This window comes from Microbacterium sp. NPDC079176 (assembly GCF_040686675.1).
Taxonomy (GTDB): Bacteria; Actinomycetota; Actinomycetes; order Actinomycetales; family Microbacteriaceae; genus Microbacterium.
The window spans coordinates 1-17,915 of sequence record NZ_JBFBLM010000004.1; the positions used below are offsets into that span (position 1 = coordinate 1).

11 protein-coding genes are annotated in these 17,915 nt (G+C 66.8%); 9 read left to right on the forward strand and 2 right to left on the reverse strand.

Features of this window, described 5'->3' with window-relative positions:
• The 3 genes from AB0P11_RS10480 to AB0P11_RS10490 form a co-directional block, all read left to right on the forward strand.
• Positions 1-487, forward strand: a 487-nt coding sequence (locus AB0P11_RS10480; RefSeq protein WP_363521802.1) for a carbohydrate ABC transporter permease, incomplete at its 5' end; no start/stop codon positions are given.
• On the forward strand, positions 484-1,995 hold the full coding sequence (locus AB0P11_RS10485; protein WP_363521805.1) for a glycoside hydrolase family 3 N-terminal domain-containing protein: 1,512 nt from the start codon (positions 484-486) through the stop codon (positions 1,993-1,995). The genes AB0P11_RS10480 and AB0P11_RS10485, both read left to right, overlap by 4 nt.
• 14 nt (positions 1,996-2,009) lie before the next feature.
• Positions 2,010-2,876, forward strand: coding sequence for a MurR/RpiR family transcriptional regulator (locus AB0P11_RS10490; RefSeq protein ID WP_056277179.1), 867 nt, complete (start codon positions 2,010-2,012; stop codon positions 2,874-2,876).
• 69 nt (positions 2,877-2,945) lie between these two features.
• Here the strand turns inward: AB0P11_RS10490 and AB0P11_RS10495 are convergent, their stop codons facing one another.
• The gene (locus tag AB0P11_RS10495) at positions 2,946-3,866 is read right to left on the reverse strand and encodes a sugar kinase (RefSeq protein WP_363521808.1); all 921 of its coding nucleotides are present in this window, start codon (positions 3,864-3,866) and stop codon (positions 2,946-2,948) included.
• A 169-nt stretch (positions 3,867-4,035) separates the two neighbouring features.
• Here AB0P11_RS10495 and AB0P11_RS10500 point away from each other — a divergent pair, with 169 nt between their 5' ends.
• From AB0P11_RS10500 to rpoC, 6 genes are all read left to right on the forward strand, one after another.
• Positions 4,036-5,709, forward strand: a complete 1,674-nt coding sequence (locus tag AB0P11_RS10500; protein ID WP_053098897.1) for an ABC transporter substrate-binding protein — start codon at positions 4,036-4,038, stop codon at positions 5,707-5,709.
• 86 nt (positions 5,710-5,795) lie between these two features.
• On the forward strand, positions 5,796-6,800 hold the full coding sequence (locus AB0P11_RS10505; RefSeq protein WP_187250015.1) for an ABC transporter permease: 1,005 nt from the start codon (positions 5,796-5,798) through the stop codon (positions 6,798-6,800).
• A 34-nt stretch (positions 6,801-6,834) separates the two neighbouring features.
• A complete protein-coding gene (locus AB0P11_RS10510; RefSeq protein WP_053098899.1) occupies positions 6,835-7,800 on the forward strand; it encodes an ABC transporter permease in 966 nt (321 codons plus the stop codon).
• Positions 7,797-9,497: an ABC transporter ATP-binding protein gene (locus tag AB0P11_RS10515; RefSeq protein ID WP_363521813.1), complete on the forward strand. Its 1,701-nt coding sequence runs from the start codon at positions 7,797-7,799 to the stop codon at positions 9,495-9,497. The genes AB0P11_RS10510 and AB0P11_RS10515 overlap by 4 nt, the downstream gene beginning before the upstream one ends.
• Positions 9,498-9,764: 267 nt before the next feature.
• A complete protein-coding gene (locus AB0P11_RS10520; protein ID WP_053098901.1) occupies positions 9,765-13,268 on the forward strand; it encodes a DNA-directed RNA polymerase subunit beta in 3,504 nt (1,167 codons plus the stop codon).
• Between the two features lie 85 nt (positions 13,269-13,353).
• Positions 13,354-17,229 (forward strand): DNA-directed RNA polymerase subunit beta', encoded by a 3,876-nt coding sequence (gene rpoC / locus AB0P11_RS10525; protein ID WP_053098902.1) that lies wholly within the window; start codon positions 13,354-13,356, stop codon positions 17,227-17,229.
• Positions 17,230-17,320: 91 nt separating this feature from the next.
• Here rpoC and AB0P11_RS10530 read toward each other — a convergent pair whose 3' ends face one another.
• Positions 17,321-17,911 (reverse strand): hypothetical protein, encoded by a 591-nt coding sequence (locus AB0P11_RS10530; RefSeq protein ID WP_363521817.1) that lies wholly within the window; start codon positions 17,909-17,911, stop codon positions 17,321-17,323.
• Positions 17,912-17,915 lie beyond the last annotated feature (4 nt).

A 17,915-nucleotide genomic window follows, 5' to 3' on the forward strand; every position in this document is an offset into this window, starting at 1 on the left:
TCCGCTCGAGGCCCTCGTCATCCCGCTCTTCCTGCAGGTCAAGAGCCTCGGGCTGCTCAACAGCATCCTCGGCCTGATGGTCGTGTACGTCGCGCTCTCGCTGGCGTTCGGGATCTGGATGCTGCGCGGATTCGTCGCCGCCGTGCCCGTCGAGCTCGAGGAGGCCGCGTACATCGACGGCGCCAGCTGGTGGCGGATGTTCCGCTCGATCCTGCTGCCGCTGGTGATGCCCGGTCTCGTCGCGACCAGCATCTTCAGCTTCATCACGGCCTGGAACGAATTCATCTTCGCCATGACGATCCTCGGCAGCGCGACCGACCAGTACACGGTCTCGATCGGACTGAAGTCGTTCTTCGGCCTGCACTCCAACGACTGGGGCAGCATCATGGCCGCGTCGACGATCATCACGATCCCGGTGATGGTGTTCTTCGTGATCGTGCAGCGTCGTCTCTCGGCCGGCATGGTCGCGGGAGCGGTGAAGGGATGACCGACGACCTCGTCCGCCTCGCCAACGGGGTGCTCTGGCCGGGGTTCCTCGGCACGGAGGCCCCCGAATGGCTTCTCGACGAGCTGCGCGACGGCCTCGCGGGTGTCGTGTACTTCAGTCAGAACGTCGGCGAGGGACTTCCGGCTCTGAGCGACGAGATCCTCCGGGCCAATCCGGACGCGCTGATCGGGATCGACGAGGAGGGCGGCAACGTCACACGCCTCGAGTCCGCAGCCGGCTCCACGCTTCCGGGGGCGGCTCAGCTGGGCATCGTCGACGACGTCGAGGCGACGCGGGCATCGGGTGCCGAGCTGGCTCGACGAGTGGCCGCGATCGGCGGCAACGTCGTGCTCGGTCCCGTCGCGGATGTGAACACCGATCCGCGGAATCCTGTGATCGGCGTCCGTTCCTTCGGCAGCGACCAGAAGCTCGTCGCCCGACACGTGCAGGCGGCCGTGGAGGGCCTGCAGAGCACGGCGGTCGCGGCGTGCGTCAAGCACTTCCCGGGGCACGGTGACACGCACACCGACTCGCACCACGCACTGCCCGAGATCTCGCTGGGGATCGAGGATTTCGAGCGCGTGCACCTCGAGCCGTTCCGCGCGGCGGTGGCCGCAGGTGTCGACGCCGTCATGACCGCGCACATCGTCGTTCCCGCCTGGGGCGCCGAGCCGGCGACGCTGAACCCCCGAGTGCTCGGGCTGCTCCGCGGCTGGGGCTTCGACGGCGTGATCATCACGGATGCCCTCGACATGGCGGCCATCCGCGAGACCGTCGGCATCGGCGAAGGCGCCGCGCGGGCCCTCGCGGCCGGAGCGGATCTGCTGTGCATCGGCAACCCGACGAACCGCGGTGAGGCCACGCTCCCCGACCAGGACCGTCGAGACTTCCTCGCCGCGCGCGACGGGATCCTCGCGGCGGTGGACGACGGCTCACTCTCTCGCGAGCGACTCGCCGAAGCGGCCGGGAGGGTCTCCCGCCTGGCTCAGACCCTGAGCGTCCGTGCCGAGACTGCGACTCCCGTCGACTACGACGGATCGGACATCGTCCGACGCGCGATCACAGGAGTGGCGCGCGATGCCGAGGCGCTCGCCGTCGTCGATGCTCGTCGACGTTCGACGCTCGCGGTCGACAGCGCGTCGGCGTACGTGGCTGAGACTCTGGCGGCAGACGGTCATCGCGTGCGCGTCGACGTCGCACGGACGACGATCGACGAGCAGGATGGGGCTCTCGACGCGGCTGTCGCCGCAGACGGACTGACGGTCGTCCTCCTGGATCGTCCAGACACCGACGACGGGCAGCGTGCGCTCGTCGAGCGCGCCGCTCTGCGTGATCCCGACGCGGTCGTGGTCAACGTCGGACTCGCGGCACGGCAGCCTCTGCCCCTCGCGCTCGTGGAGGTCGGATCCGCGAGCCGGATCGGAGCCCAGGCCGCCAGAGATCGACTGATCGGGGGCTCGTCGCGCCGCGCCGATCCGTCGCCCGACAGCGCAGGTGCCGCCGACTGAGGCAGGATGACACCGTGGACGCCGATGTTCTCGCGCTGGTGCGCCGATCCGTTCCCCGACTGAGTGCTGCAGAAGCACGGGTCGCGGAGACGATCCTCGGAGACCCCACGCTCGTCGTCGACCTCGCCATCAACGACCTCGCCCAGCTCTGTCACACATCGCTGTCGACCGTGGCTCGCTTCGCGCAGTCGCTCGGCTTCAGCGGATACCGGGAGCTGCGGGTCGCGGTCGCCCGCACGATCACGCTCGCCCAGGCGCAGCAGGCGCGCTTCGGCCTCGACACCACGGCGATCGATCCCGATGACGAGCCGTCCGCCATCGCTGCGAAGCTCGCGGCACAGGAGATCGACGCGATCGAGAAGACGGCGCTCGGACTGGACGCCGACGCGCTCGACCGCGTCGCCAGGGCCGTCGTGGCGGCGCGCCACGTCGATCTGTTCGGGCAGGCCGCATCGTCGTTGACCGCTCAGGACCTTCAGCAGAAGCTCGCGCGCATCGGGTGCTCGGTCGCGCACTCCGCCGATCCGCACCTCGCCCTCACGACGGCGTCGCTGCGGACCCCGGAGGACGTCGTCATCGCGTTCTCCCACGGGGGCGAGACGCAGGAGGTCGTCCGGGCTGTCGAGATCGCCAGAGATGCGGGCGCCTTGTCGGTGGCCATCACCAGCGCGCCCGACTCGACGCTCGCGCTCGCCGCAGACGTCTCGCTGATCACCTACGCGCAGGAGTCGCCGTTCCGCATGGCCGCGATGTCGAGCCGCATCGCGCAGCTGGCGCTGGTCGACATCCTCTTCGTCCGGGTCGTCCAGCACCGGGGTGAACCCGTGGTCATCCCGCTGCAGCTGACGCACGACGCTGCGGCGCCGCGTCGACGTCGCTAGAGGCAGGCGATGAGATACCCGTCGACCGTCACCGGTGCCCGTGGCGACCGGCAGGAACAGCGCCGCTGATCAGTCGATGTGGTCTCGGGTGCTGACCAGTGCCCTGGTCGCGATCCGGTGCGCGCGAGCGAGGCTGCCGGTGAGCGAGAGTCCCGACAGGACGCCGGCCAGGAATCCGGCGGCGAACGCATCTCCGGCGCCGATGGACTCCACGACGGGGACATCGAGCGACCTGCTGTCGGTGCGCTCGGCGCCGTCGAAGGCCACAGCGCCGTCTGGACTCGTGGCCAGCAGATACCTCGGTTCGGGGAACAGCTCGCGCAGTCGATCGGGCTCGCCGGTGCCGAAGACCGCCTCGGCGTCGGGGCGTGTGCAGAACGCGATGTCGGCGCGGCGGACGTAGTCCGCGATCACCGCGCGCCCCTCGTCCTGTCGCCCGCGCCACAGCGCAGGTCGCCAGTTCACGTCGAAGCTGAGCAGCCGCCCGTCGCGCGGCGCATCGAAGAGGGCGTTCTGCGCTGCGTGGGCGGTGTCCGAGAGAGCAGGCGTGATCCCCGAGGTGTGCACGAGGGCGGCCTGTGACAGCAGCGCGGATGCCGCGTCGGAGTCGAGCGTCGCCGGCGACAGGGCCGCGGCCGCGGAGCCCGAGCGGTAGTAGTGCATGGTCCCGTCGACGGAGCCGTCCGGACGCGGTGACAGCTCCTTGACGTAGAGGCCGGTGGGCGCCTCGGCGTCGATCTCCACGGCGGAGTCGTCGACCTCGTGCCGGCGCAGCTCGGCGGCGAGGAAGCGCCCGAACCCGTCGTCGCCCACACGGGAGACGACGGCGGTGCGGATGCCGGCCGAGGCCAGTGCGATCGCCGTGTTCCACTCCGCTCCGGCGAGCGAGCGGTGGAACGTCCGCACGTCCTCGAGGGGCGCGGCGATGGCCGGGACGAAGGAGACGAGGCCCTCGCCGACGCAGACGGCGAGGGGAGACGTGTCGGGCACGCTCTGGAGATTACCGGATCGGCCACACCCCCGGACATCCGTAACAGGAATGAAACCTGCAGGTGTTTGGCATCGGTCTGCGCACTGGGTAGTTTCAAGGAATCACCGTTTCCGAAGTCGACGATGTCTTCGGAACGCGCACAGCAGCGCTCGACAGGAAGGTCACACAATGCACCACTCAGTCATGCGTCGGCGAGGTCTCATCGCCGTCACCGGAGCGGCAGTCGCCGCGATGGTCCTCTCAGGATGCGTCGCCAGCGAGCGCGGCGACGACGGCGGAGAGGCGTCCGGCGATGTCGACGGAACCTTCGTGTTCGCGGCGTCCTCCGACCCCGCGAGCCTCGACCCGGCGTTCGCCCAGGACGGCGAGAGCTTCCGCGTCTCGCGTCAGATCTTCGAGGGCCTCGTCGGCACCGAGCCCGGCACGGCCGACCCGGCACCGCTGCTGGCCGAGTCATGGGAATCGTCCGAAGACGGCATGAGCCACACCTTCACGCTGAAGGAGGACGTGACCTTCCACGACGGCACGCCGTTCAACGCCGAAGCCGTATGCGCGAACTTCGACCGCTGGTTCAACTGGACCGGCCTCGCGGCCTCCGAGGCGTTCGGCTACTACTACAACAAGCTCTTCAAGGGCTACGCGGAGAACCCGGCTGACGCCGTCTACAAGTCCTGCACCCCCGACGGCGACTACTCCGTGACGATCGACCTGAACAAGCCGTTCGCAGGGTTCGTGGCGTCGCTGTCGCTGCCGTCCTTCTCCATGCAGAGCCCTTCGGCCCTGCAGGAGTTCGGTGCTGACGAGGTCAGCGGCTCGGCCGAGGCACCCGTCCTCTCGGAGTACGCGATGGGGCACCCGGTCGGCACCGGCCCGTACCAGTTCGACGAGTGGGCGCCGGGCGAGCAGGTCTCGCTCAAGGCGTACGACGACTACTGGGGCGAGGCGGGTCAGATCGACGAGATCATCTTCCGCACGATCGACGACCCGACCGCGCGTCGTCAGGCTCTCGAGTCCGGCTCCATCGACGGCTACGACCTCGTCGGTCCGGCCGACACGCAGGCACTCGAGGACGACGGCTTCACCATGGTCTCCCGTCCTCCGTTCACGATCCTGTACCTCGCGTTCAACCAGGCGCTCCCTGAGCTGCAGGACCCGAAGGTCCGCGAGGCGCTCTCGTACGCGGTCGACAAGGATGCCCTGATCAGCCAGGTCCTGCCCGAGGGCACCGAGAAGGCGATCGAGTTCGTGCCCGACACCGTCAACGGCTACAACCCCGATGTCACGACCTACGACTACGACCCCGAGAAGGCCAAGGAGCTGCTGGCGGAGGCCGGCTACGACGAGGCCAACCCGCTGAAGCTGACCTTCAACTACCCCGTCAACGTCTCGCGTCCCTACATGCCGGACCCCGAGCAGATCTTCACGGTCCTCTCGTCGCAGCTCGCCGAGGTCGGCGTCGAGACCACCCCGGTCTCGGAGGAGTGGGTCGAGTACCTCGACCGCACCACCGGCACGTCGGACCACGGCATCCACCTGCTCGGCTGGACCGGTGACTACAACGACACGGACAACTTCGTCGGCGTCTTCTTCGGGCAGCAGAGCTCCGAGTGGGGCTTCGACAACCCGGAGCTGTTCCAGAAGCTCAACGAGGCTCGCGGCGTCTCCAACCTCGAGGACCAGACGGCCCTCTACGAGGAGATCAACGAGATGGTCGCGCAGTTCATCCCCGGTGTCCCGCTCGCGCACCCGGCGCCCACACTGGCGTTCGACCCGCGTGTCGAGAGCTACCCCGCCAGCCCGGTGAACGACGAGGTCTTCACGGACATCGTCCTCACCGAGTAGGTCTGACCGACTGAGTTGCCCACCCGGGTCCCCGCGCTCGCCGCGGGGACCCGGGCCCGGCGTACCTTCTGATCAACGGAGACCTCTTGCTGCGCACCATCGGCAGACGACTGCTTTTCCTCATCCCCACCCTGATCGGCCTCAGCATCCTGCTGTTCGCCTGGGTCAGGGCCCTCCCCGGCGGCCCGGCCGTCGCGCTTCTCGGCGAGAAGGCGACACCCGAGGCCATCGAGAGGGTCAACGAGCTCTACGGCTTCAACAAGCCCATCATCGAGCAGTACTTCATCTGGGTCGGCCGCCTGCTGCAGGGCGACTTCGGCACATCGATCCAGACCAACCGGCCGGTCACGGAGGAGTTCTTCCGCCGATTCCCGGCCACGATCGAGCTGAGCGTCGTCGCGCTCATCTTCGCGGTCGGCGTGGGCATCCCGCTCGGATACTGGGCCGCTCGCCGCCACGGCAAGTTCACCGACCACGCGTCGGTCGTGCTGAGTCTCATCGGCATCACCATCCCGGTGTTCTTCCTCGCCTTCATCCTCAAGTACGTGTTCGCCGTGCAGCTCGGCTGGCTGCCGTCGGACGGCAGGCAGAATCCACGAATAGACGCCACCCATCCGACGGGGTTCTATGTGTGGGACGGCATCATCACCGGCGAGTTCGACGCCTCCTGGGATGCCCTCATGCACCTGGTGCTCCCGGCACTCGCGCTCGGCACCATCCCGCTCGCGATCATCGTCCGCATCACCAGGGCGAGCGTGCTCGAAGTGCAGAACGCGGACTACGTGCGGACGGGGCGGGCGAAGGGCGTCGGCTCGTCGACGCTGCGCAGTCGCTTCATCCTCCGCAACGCGATGCTGCCGGTGATCACGACGATCGGTCTGCAGACCGGGCTCCTGATCTCGGGGGCAGTGCTCACCGAGACCGTCTTCGCGTTCCCCGGCATCGGGTCCTTCCTCGCGAGGGCGATCTTCACACGGGACTTCCCCGTGCTGCAGGGGTTCATCATCTTCATCGCGATCGCCTACGCGCTGATCAACCTGGCCGTCGACGTGTCGTACAGCTTCATCGATCCGAGAGTGCGGGTGCAGTGATGATCCGTCTCGTTCTCCGAAAGGGGGTGGCGTCATGACCATCTCGCTCCCACCCGCGCAGGGACCGTCCGCGGCGAGCGGCTCGGTCGTCGACACGGTCGCCGTGAATCAGGCCGGCCTCAAAGAGGGGCCCGGGGGGTTCTGGCGCGACGTGTTCCGCCGCCTCCGCCGCAACCCGACGGCCTGGATCGGCGCCGGCATCGTGCTGGTGTTCGTCCTCGTCTCGGTGCTCGCGCCATTGCTCGCCCCGTACCCCGAGACGGCGTTGCCCGGCGCGAAGTACATCACGCCGACGCACATCCCCGGTCCGGGGGAGCTGCCGGAGTTCCCCCTCGGGCTCGACCGCTTCGGCGGCGATGTGCTCTCCAAGCTCATCTGGGGCGCGCAGGCGTCGCTGCTGATCGGTGTGATCTCGACCGCGCTCGGTCTGGTCGGCGGAATGATCCTCGGACTCCTCGCCGGCACATTCGGCGGATGGGTCGACACCCTCATCATGCGCATCGTCGACATCATCCTGTCGGTGCCGAACCTGCTGCTGGCGGTCTCGATCGCCGCGATCCTGGGTCAGACGCCCTTCGCGGTGATGATCGCCATCGGAGCATCCCAGGTTCCGATCTTCGCCCGCCTCCTGCGGGCGTCGATGCTGCAGCAGCGATCGAGCGACTACGTGCTCTCGGCCCAGACGCTGGGGCTCGGTCGCGGGCAGATCACCATGTCGCATGTGCTGCCGAACGCCATCGGACCTGTCATCGTACAGGGCACGCTCACGCTCGCGACGGCGGTGATCGATGCGGCGGCGCTGTCGTTCCTCGGTCTCGGCGGCGGTCGTCCCGAGACGGCCGAGTGGGGCCGCATGCTCACCTACGCCCAGGCCGAGCTGGCCATCGCGCCATGGCTGGCATTCCTGCCCGGCATCTGCATCGCGGTCACCGCGCTCGGCTTCACCCTGTTCGGTGAAGCCCTGCGCGAGGCCATGGACCCGAGGACGAGAGCACGATGAACGCTGCGAAAGAGACACGGACCACGGACGCTCCGCTGCTGTCCGTCAAAGGGCTGGCGGTCGACTTCGCCACCATGGACGGCGTCGTGCACGCCGTCGAGGGAGTCGACCTCGAGATCGCGCCGGGCCAGACCGTCGCGATCGTGGGGGAGTCCGGGTCGGGCAAGTCGACGACTGCCATGGCCATCATCGGGCTGCTCGCCGGTGGCGGGCGCGTCGCCGGCGGCAGCATCCGCCTCGACGGCAAGGACATCACCCGCGCTCCCGAGAGCGAGCTGCGCACCATCCGCGGGCGCGACATCGGCCTCGTGCCGCAGGACCCCATGTCGAACCTGAATCCGGTCGCGAAGATCGGCACCCAGGTCGCCGAGACCCTGCTCGCCCACGGACTCGCCACCAGGCAGAACGTGCAGCAGAAGGTCGTCGAGGCGCTGACAGCAGCCGGACTGCCGGATCCCGAGAAACGCGCGAAGCAGTACCCGCACGAGTTCTCCGGCGGCATGCGCCAGCGCGCGCTGATCGCGATCGGCCTGGCGTGCAAACCGCGCCTGCTGATCGCGGACGAGCCGACGAGCGCGCTCGACGTGACGGTGCAGCAGACGATCCTCGACCAGATCGGCGACATGACGCGCGAGCTCGGCACCGCCGTGCTGCTCATCACGCACGATCTGGGACTCGCGGCCGAGCGTGCCGAGCGCGTCATCGTGATGCACCGCGGCAAGGTGGTCGAGCAAGGGCCGGCGAAGCAGATCCTCGAGAATCCGCAGCACCCCTACACGCAGTCGCTCGTGCAGGCGGCGCCGTCGGTGGCTGCCGCGCGTCTGCGCCCGGAGGCGTTCCACGCCGAGGAGCGTCCGTCCGATCCGAACGCAGCCGAGGATGCCTCGAGCGCGCTCGCCCTGCCGACAGCGGACAACATCGTCGAGATCGAGAACCTCACCAAGGTCTATCCGGTCCGTGGGCAGAAAGAGGACTTCGTCGCCGTGGACGACGTGTCGCTCGCCATCCCGCGCGGCGAGACGGTGGCGATCGTGGGCGAGTCCGGTTCGGGCAAGACGACGACCGCGCGGATGCTGCTGAAGATCATCGAGCCGACGAGCGGTCTCATCCGCTACGAGGGAAAGGACGTCTCCTCGCTCACCCGTGCGGAGACCCGGGACTTCCGGCAGAAGGTGCAGCCGATCTTCCAGGATCCGTACTCGAGCCTGAATCCGATGTTCACCATCGAGCGCCTCATCTCCGAGCCGCTGGACTTCTACAAGCGGGGGAGCGGCGCCGATCGGCGCAAGCGCGTCCGGCAGCTGCTCGACGACGTGGCGCTGCCGCAGTCGATGCTGCGCCGGTATCCGTCCGAGCTGTCCGGCGGTCAGCGTCAGCGTGTCGCGATCGCCCGTGCGCTCGCGCTCTCGCCCGAGCTGATCGTGTGCGACGAACCCGTGTCAGCGCTCGACGTCCTCGTGCAGGATCAGATCCTGAACCTGCTGGGCGACCTGCAGACCGAGTACGGACTCAGCTATCTCTTCATCTCCCACGACCTCGCCGTGGTCCGCCTGATCAGCGACTACGTGTGCGTGATGAAGGACGGCTCGCTCGTCGAGGCGGCATCCTCGGAGGAGATCTTCACGAATCCTCGAGACCCGTACACGCGACGTCTGCTGGCGTCGATCCCGGGGAACGAACTCAACATCGCCTCCTGACGACGACGGTGCGCCCGCCCCGAGCGCGAGCTCCGGGGCGGGCGCACCGGGTCGACGGACGACGCTTCCGGGTGCCATTACCGCAGCATCCGAAGAAGGTCAAGGATTGCGCTTGCCATGTCGCAAGATCGCGCGTATAGTTGGTAGTTGCGCTCGCTTCTCCGTGCCCTCATATGGTGGTCGGCATTTCGTTGAGTCTTTGAGCGCACACTCCACCTGACGACAAAGGAATCGAGAAGCCCTGCGGGGCTCACGGAGGTTATTCCCTTGGCTGCTGCTCGCAACGCATCCACATCCACCACCACCAAGAACGGACGCGGAGCTTCCCGTCTTTCGTTCGCCAAGATCTCCGACACGCTGACGGTCCCTGACCTTCTCGCTCTGCAGACGGAATCCTTCGGATGGCTCGTCGGCAACGACGCCTGGAAGGCTCGAGTCGCAGAGGCCAAGAAGGCCGGCCGCACCGACGTGAACGAGAACAGCGGTCTCGGCGAGATCTTCGAGGAGATCTCTCCGATCGAGGACCTCGGCGAGACGATGCAGCTGTCGTTCACCAACCCTTACCTCGAGCCGGAGAAGTACTCGATCGAGGAGTGCAAGGAGCGCGGCAAGACGTACGCCGCTCCGCTGTACGTCGAGGCCGAGTTCATGAACCACCTCACGGGTGAGATCAAGACCCAGACGGTCTTCATGGGCGACTTCCCGCTGCAGACCGACAAGGGAACGTTCATCATCAACGGCTCCGAGCGCGTCGTCGTCTCGCAGCTCGTGCGTTCGCCCGGTGTGTACTTCGACAAGACCCCCGACAAGACGTCCGATAAGGACATCGTGTCGGCTCGCGTCATCCCGAGCCGTGGTGCATGGCTCGAGTTCGAGATCGACAAGCGCGACCAGGTCGGCGTGCGCGTCGACCGCAAGCGCAAGCAGTCGGTCACCGTGTTCCTCAAGGCGCTGGGCATGACCAGCGAGGAGATCCTCACGGAGTTCGCCGGCTACACCTCGATCGAGGAGACGCTCGCGAAGGACACGATCGTCACGAAGGAAGATGCGCTCCGCGACATCTACCGCAAGCTGCGTCCGGGCGAGCAGGTCGCCGCCGAGGCCGCCCGCGCGCTCCTCGACAACTTCTACTTCAACCCGAAGCGCTACGACCTCGCGAAGGTGGGTCGTTACAAGATCAACCACAAGCTCGGTCTCGACGCTCCGCTGACCGACTCGGTCCTCACGGTTCAGGACATCGTCGCGACGATCAAGTACCTCGTGCGTCTGCACGCAGGCACGGAAGAGACCTTCCCCGGCATCCGCTCGGGCAAGAAGGCCGACATCCGCATCGCGACCGATGACATCGACAACTTCGGCAACCGTCGCATCCGCGCGGTCGGCGAGCTGATCCAGAACCAGGTCCGCACCGGTCTGTCCCGCATGGAGCGCGTCGTCCGCGAGCGCATGACCACGCAGGACATCGAGGCGATCACGCCGCAGACCCTGATCAACGTGCGCCCCGTCGTCGCCGCGATCAAGGAGTTCTTCGGAACCTCGCAGCTGTCGCAGTTCATGGACCAGAACAACCCGCTCGCGGGTCTGACCAACAAGCGCCGCCTCTCGGCTCTCGGCCCCGGTGGTCTGAGCCGTGACCGCGCAGGCGTCGAGGTCCGTGACGTCCACCCGTCGCACTACGGCCGCATGTGCCCCATCGAGACCCCTGAAGGCCCGAACATCGGTCTGATCGGTGCTCTCGCGACGTTCGCGCGCATCAACTCGTTCGGTTTCATCGAGACCCCGTACCGCAAGGTCGAGGGTGGCGTCGTCACCGAGCACATCGATTACCTGACCGCTTCCGAAGAGGTCGACTTCAACATCGCGCAGGCGAACGCCCCGCTCGACAAGAACGGTCGCTTCCGCGAGAGCCACGTCCTCGCGCGCCCCAAGGGCGGTAGCGGTGAGGTGGACCTCTTCCTTCCGGAGGAGATCGGCTACATCGACGTCTCGCCGCGCCAGATGGTGTCGGTCGCGACCTCGCTCGTGCCCTTCCTCGAGCACGACGACGCACAGCGCGCACTCATGGGCGCCAACATGCAGCGTCAGGCTGTGCCGCTGCTCCGCAGCGACTCGCCGCTCGTCGGAACCGGTATGGAGGGCTACACGGCCATCGACGCCGGCGACGTGCTCACGGCTGAGAAGCCGGGTGTCGTCACCGAGGTCTCCGCAGACCGCGTCACCGTCATGCTCGACGAGGGTGGAACGCAGGACTACCACCTGCGCAAGTTCGACCGCTCGAACCAGGGCACGTCGTACAACCAGAAGGTCGTCGTCAACGAGGGCGACCGCGTCGAGGTCGGAGAGGTCATCGCCGATGGCCCCGCCACCGAGAACGGCGAACTGGCACTCGGAAAGAACCTCCTCGTCGCGTTCATGACGTGGGAGGGCTACAACTTCGAGGACGCGATCATCCTGAGCCAGGACCTGGTCAAGGACGACACCCTCTCCTCGATCCACATCGAGGAGTACGAGGTCGACGCGCGCGACACGAAGCTCGGCAAGGAGGAGATCACCCGTGACCTCCCCAACGTCAGCCCCGAGCTCCTGAAGGATCTCGACGAGCGCGGCATCATCCGCATCGGTGCCGAGGTCCGCCCCGGTGACATCCTCGTCGGCAAGGTCACGCCGAAGGGCGAGACCGAGCTGTCGGCGGAAGAGCGTCTGCTCCGCGCGATCTTCAACGAGAAGAGCCGCGAAGTCCGTGACACCTCTCTCAAGGTGCCCCACGGCGAGCAGGGCACGATCATCGCCGTCAAGGAGTTCAACGCCGAGGACGGCGACGACGAGCTCGGCTCCGGTGTCAACCGCCGCGTCGTGGTCTACATCGCCCAGAAGCGCAAGATCACCGAGGGTGACAAGCTCGCCGGTCGTCACGGCAACAAGGGTGTCATCGCCAAGATCCTCCCGATCGAGGACATGCCGTTCCTCGCGGACGGAACCCCGGTCGACATCGTCCTGAACCCGCTGGGCATCCCCGGTCGAATGAACTTCGGCCAGGTGCTCGAGACCCACCTCGGGTGGATCGCGAAGCAGGGCTGGAAGGTCGAAGGCACCCCGGAGTGGGCTGCGCGACTCCCCAAGGACGCGTTCGAGGCTGCCCCCGGCACCAAGGTCGCGACCCCGGTGTTCGACGGTGCGAGCGAGGAGGAGATCTCCGGTCTCCTCGACGCGACCACCCCGACCCGTGACGGCATCCGCCTGATCGACTCGACCGGAAAGACGCAGCTGTTCGACGGCCGCTCCGGTGAGCCGTTCCCGGCGCCGATCTCGGTGGGCTACATGTACATCCTGAAGCTGCACCACCTGGTCGACGACAAGATCCACGCACGCTCGACGGGTCCGTACTCGATGATCACCCAGCAGCCGCTCGGTGGTAAGGCGCAGTTCGGTGGCCAGCGATTCGGTGAGATGGAGGTGTGGGCCCTCGAGGCCTACGGCGCCGCATACGCGCTCCAGGAGCTCCTCACGATCAAGTCCGACGACATCCTCGGCCGCGTCAAGGTGTACGAGGCGATCGTCAAGGGCGAGAACATCCAGGAGCCCGGCATCCCCGAGTCCTTCAAGGTGCTCATGAAGGAGATGCAGTCGCTCTGCCTGAACGTCGAGGTCCTCTCGGCAGACGGCACGCTCGTCAACCTGCGTGACACCGACGACGAGGCCTTCCGCGCTGCGGAGGAACTCGGCATCAACATCTCCAGCCGCTTCGAGGCCGCCTCGATCGACGAGATCTAAGGTCCAGGCCGCCGACCGCGCGTCACGCCCGGTCGGCGGCCCACCTCCCCGATTTCTTCAGAAGAATTCCTACACAGGAGAATTTGTGCTCGAGTCAAACACTTTCGATGAGCTTCGCATCGGCCTGGCCACCGCGGACCACATCCGCGCCTGGTCCTACGGCGAGGTCAAGAAGCCTGAAACCATCAACTACCGCACCCTGAAGCCGGAGAAGGACGGTCTCTTCGGAGAGCAGATCTTCGGCCCGTCCCGCGACTGGGAGTGCGCCTGCGGCAAGTACAAGCGTGTCCGCTTCAAGGGCATCGTCTGCGAGCGCTGCGGCGTCGAGGTCACCAAGTCCTCGGTCCGTCGTGAGCGCATGGGTCACATCGAGCTCGCCGCTCCCGTCACCCACATCTGGTACTTCAAGGGTGTTCCCTCGCGTCTCGGGTACCTGCTCGACATGGCGCCGAAGGACCTCGAGAAGGTCATCTACTTCGCCGCCTACATGGTCATCTCGGTCGACGAGGATGCTCGTCACCGCGACCTGGGCACGCAGGAGAACAACATCCGTCTCGAGCTGAAGACGCTCGGAGACCGCCGCGACGCGAAGATCGCCGAGCGCCTGGCTCGCCTGGAGGAGGAGCTCGCTTCCCTCGAGGCGGAGGGCGCCAAGGCCGACGCGAAGAAGAAGGTCAAGGACGCCGCCGAGAAGGAGATGTCGCTCATCCGCAAGGGTGCCGACGAGGCGATCGCCAAGCTCGAGCGCGTGTGGGAGGACTTCCGCACGCTCGAGGTCGGCGCACTGCGTCCCGAGGACGATGTCTTCCACGAGCTCCAGGACCGCTTCGGTCAGTACTTCGAGGCCTACATGGGCGCCGAGTCGATCCAGCGTCGCCTCGCGGCGTTCGACCTGGCAGCCGAGGCGGAGAGCCTGCACCTGCAGATCTCCGAGGGCAAGGGCCAGCGCAAGATCCGCGCGATCAAGCGTCTGAAGGTCGTCAACTCGTTCCTGGAGACCGGCATGAGCCCGGCCGCCATGGTCCTCGACGTCGTTCCGGTGATCCCGCCGGAGCTGCGCCCGATGGTGCAGCTCGACGGTGGCCGCTTCGCGACCTCCGACCTCAACGACCTCTACCGTCGTGTGATCAACCGCAACAACCGTCTTCGTCGTCTGATCGACCTCGGTGCTCCCGAGATCATCGTCAACAACGAGAAGCGGATGCTGCAGGAGGCCGTCGACGCACTGTTCGACAACGGTCGCCGTGGTCGTCCCGTCACCGGTACCGGTAACCGTGCCCTGAAGTCCCTCAGCGACATGCTGAAGGGTAAGCAGGGTCGTTTCCGCCAGAACCTGCTCGGCAAGCGCGTCGACTACTCGGGCCGTTCGGTCATCATCGTCGGCCCGCAGCTGAAGCTGCACCAGTGCGGTCTGCCCAAGCAGATGGCTCTGGAGCTCTTCAAGCCGTTCGTCATCAAGCGCCTGATCGACCTCGGTCACTCGCAGAACATCAAGGCGGCCAAGCGCGCCGTCGAGCGCACGCGTCCCGAGGTCTGGGACGTGCTCGAGGAGATCATCCGCGAGCGTCCGGTGCTGCTCAACCGTGCGCCCACGCTGCACCGTCTCGGCATCCAGGCCTTCGAGCCTCAGCTCGTCGAGGGCAAGGCCATCCAGCTGCACCCGCTCGTCTGCGCGGCGTTCAACGCCGACTTCGACGGTGACCAGATGGCTGTCCACCTGCCGCTGTCGGTCGAGGCTCAGGCCGAGGCCCGCGTGCTCATGCTCGCGTCGAACAACATCCTGAAGCCGTCCGACGGACGCCCGGTCACCCTGCCTTCGCAGGACATGATCATCGGTCTGCACCACCTGACCACGGTCAAGGCGGGCGCAGCCGGTGAGGGTCGTGCATTCGGTTCGGTGGGCGAGGCGATCCTGGCGAAGGACGAGGGAACCCTCGACCTGCAGGCCAAGGTCCGCATCCGCATCCCGGGTCTCACGTTCCTCGAGGGCGAAGCTCCCGAGGGCTACGAGCGTCACGGTCTCGTCGACGCATCGCTCGGTCAGGCGATCTTCAACGACACGCTGCCCAAGGGATACCCGTTCGTCCGCGAGCAGGCTGACAAGAACAAGCTGTCGCAGATCGTCAACAAGCTGGCCGAGGAGTACCCCAAGGTCGAGACGGCTGCGTCGCTGGACCGCATCAAGGACGCCGGTTTCTACTGGGCCACGCGCTCGGGTGTGACCGTCGCCCTGAGCGACATCCTCACGCCGCCGAACAAGGCTGAGATCGTCGCGGGCTACGAGAAGCAGGCCGCGAAGGTCCAGTCCCAGTACGAGAAGGGCCTCACGACCGACGTCGAGCGTCGTCAGGAGCTCATCAAGATCTGGACCGAGGCGACCGACGAGGTCCAGGCTGCGATGAAGGCCAACTTCCCCGAGGACAACACCATCAACCGCATGGTGTCGTCGGGTGCTCGTGGTAACTGGCTGCAGATCCGGAACATCGCCGGTATGCGTGGTCTGGTGAACAACCCCAAGGGTGAGATCATCCCGCGTCCGATCATCTCCTCGTACCGCGAGGGTCTGTCGGTTGCGGAGTACTTCATCGCGACGCACGGTACCCGTAAGGGTCTCGCCGACACCGCTCTGCGTACCGCCGACTCGGGTTACCTGACCCGTCGTCTGGTGGATGTCTCGCAGGACGTCATCATCCGCGAAGAGGACTGCGGCACGTCGAAGGGCCTCGAGCTCCCGATCGCCGCTCCGAACTCGCAGGGTGAGCTCGTGCGCGACGCGAACGTCGAGAACTCGGTGTTCGCTCGTACGCTGGCCTCCGACGTGGTCGACAGCAAGGGCGAGGTCCTCGCCTCTGCCGGCGACGACGTGGGTGACGTTCTCATCGACAAGCTGGTCGGTCTCGGTGTCGAGAGCATCAAGGTGCGCTCGGTCCTCACCTGCGACTCCGCCGTCGGTGTCTGCGCGCAGTGCTACGGCCGTTCGCTCGCGACGGGTAAGACCGTCGACATCGGCGAGGCCGTCGGCATCATCGCGGCACAGTCGATCGGTGAGCCCGGTACCCAGCTGACGATGCGTACGTTCCACACCGGTGGTTCGGCGTCGGCAGATGACATCACGCAGGGTCTGCCCCGCGTGCAGGAGCTCTTCGAGGCTCGCACCCCGAAGGCCGCATCGCCGATCGCCGAGGCCGATGGCCGCATCACGATCGACGAGACGGACAAGGCCAAGAAGGTCATCCTGACGCCCGACAACGGTGACGAGGAAGTGATCTACCCGGTCCTGAAGCGTGCGACGCTTCTGGTCGAGGACGGTCAGCACGTCACGGTCGGTCAGCCTCTCCTGGTCGGAACGCTCGACCCCAAGGAGGTCATGCGCGTCATGGGTGCCCGCGAGGTGCAGCGTTACCTCGTCGGCGGCGTCCAGGGTGTCTACCGCTCGCAGGGTGTGCCGATCCACGACAAGCACATCGAGGTCATCGTCCGTCAGATGCTCCGCAAGGTCACCGTCGTCGATCACGCCGACACGACCCTGCTCCCGGGTGAGATGGTCGACCTCAAGCGCTACCAGGCGATCAACCGCGAGGCTGTGGCAGAGGGCAAGCGCCCCGCGTCCGGCCGTCCGGAGCTGATGGGTATCACGAAGGCGTCGCTCGCGACCGAGTCGTGGCTGTCGGCCGCTTCCTTCCAGGAGACGACCCGCGTTCTCACGCAGGCCGCCATGGAGGGCAAGCGCGACCCGCTGGTCGGTCTCAAGGAGAACGTCATCATCGGAAAGCTCATCCCCGCCGGAACCGGTCTCTCGAAGTACCGCGACGTCACGGTCGAGGCGACGGAGGAAGCCAAGAGCGAGCGCTACCCGAACCGGATCTTCGCATCCGACGGTGCGTACGCCGACGGCGACTTCGGTTACGTCGACTTCGACGCGTTCTCGACGGACGACATCACGCCGGGTACGTACAACTGATCGAGTGAGTGAGTGAGAAGGCCCCGGGCGATTCGCCCGGGGCCTTCTTCGTGCCCGGATCCGGGGTGCCTGCCGTGGACAGGGCGACGGATCAGTCGAAGAGGTGCGCCACGATGCTCGAGGTGTATCCCTCGGGCGCGAGATTCGAGTACTGGGAGTCGATCAGCACGTCGTCCCGCCAGAAGAGGGTGCGACCGTCGGTGACAGGGTACCGCTCGTTCTGCCAGGTCTTCTCGCAGCGCGTGCCGCCGTCGGGAGTGAAGCACGTGTAGCCCTCGTCGGCCACGAGAGCGTTCAGCATGTCGAGGGCCGGCCCTCGGTTCATCAGGGAGATGGTGGTGACCAGCCGGGTGGTGTCCGCCTTCGGATCCGCCCAGATGCAGGTGAGCTCGCCGTCGTCTCCGACCCCGGACGGTCCGAACGCCGCGTCATTGAGTGGCACTCCCTCGAGCTGTGCGAGCACGTCGTCCGAGAGGATCGCCCTGCAGTCGGTCGGCAGAGCGATCGGAGTCTCTGTCGGTGTGGGGGAGGGCGACGGGCTCTCCGATTCGTCCGGTCCCGGACTCGACGACGGTTCAGCGGAATCGTTCGACGGCGTGGTGCCCGAACCGGTCGGATCGCAGCCGGTGAGCACGGCGAGGAGCAGGAGAGCCGCAGCGCCGGCGGCGATTCGAGCGTTCATGCGC

Bases quoted from the DNA above. Each gene is read 5' to 3' on its own strand.
- AB0P11_RS10515 (WP_363521813.1), top strand. From the start codon at position 7,797: ATGAACGCTGCGAAAGAGACACGGACCACGGACGCTCCGCTGCTGTCC.
- AB0P11_RS10530 (WP_363521817.1), bottom strand. From the start codon at position 17,911: ATGAACGCTCGAATCGCCGCCGGCGCTGCGGCTCTCCTGCTCCTCGCC.
- AB0P11_RS10500 (WP_053098897.1), top strand. From the start codon at position 4,036: ATGCACCACTCAGTCATGCGTCGGCGAGGTCTCATCGCCGTCACCGGA.
- AB0P11_RS10485 (WP_363521805.1), top strand. From the start codon at position 484: ATGACCGACGACCTCGTCCGCCTCGCCAACGGGGTGCTCTGGCCGGGG.
- AB0P11_RS10510 (WP_053098899.1), top strand. From the start codon at position 6,835: ATGACCATCTCGCTCCCACCCGCGCAGGGACCGTCCGCGGCGAGCGGC.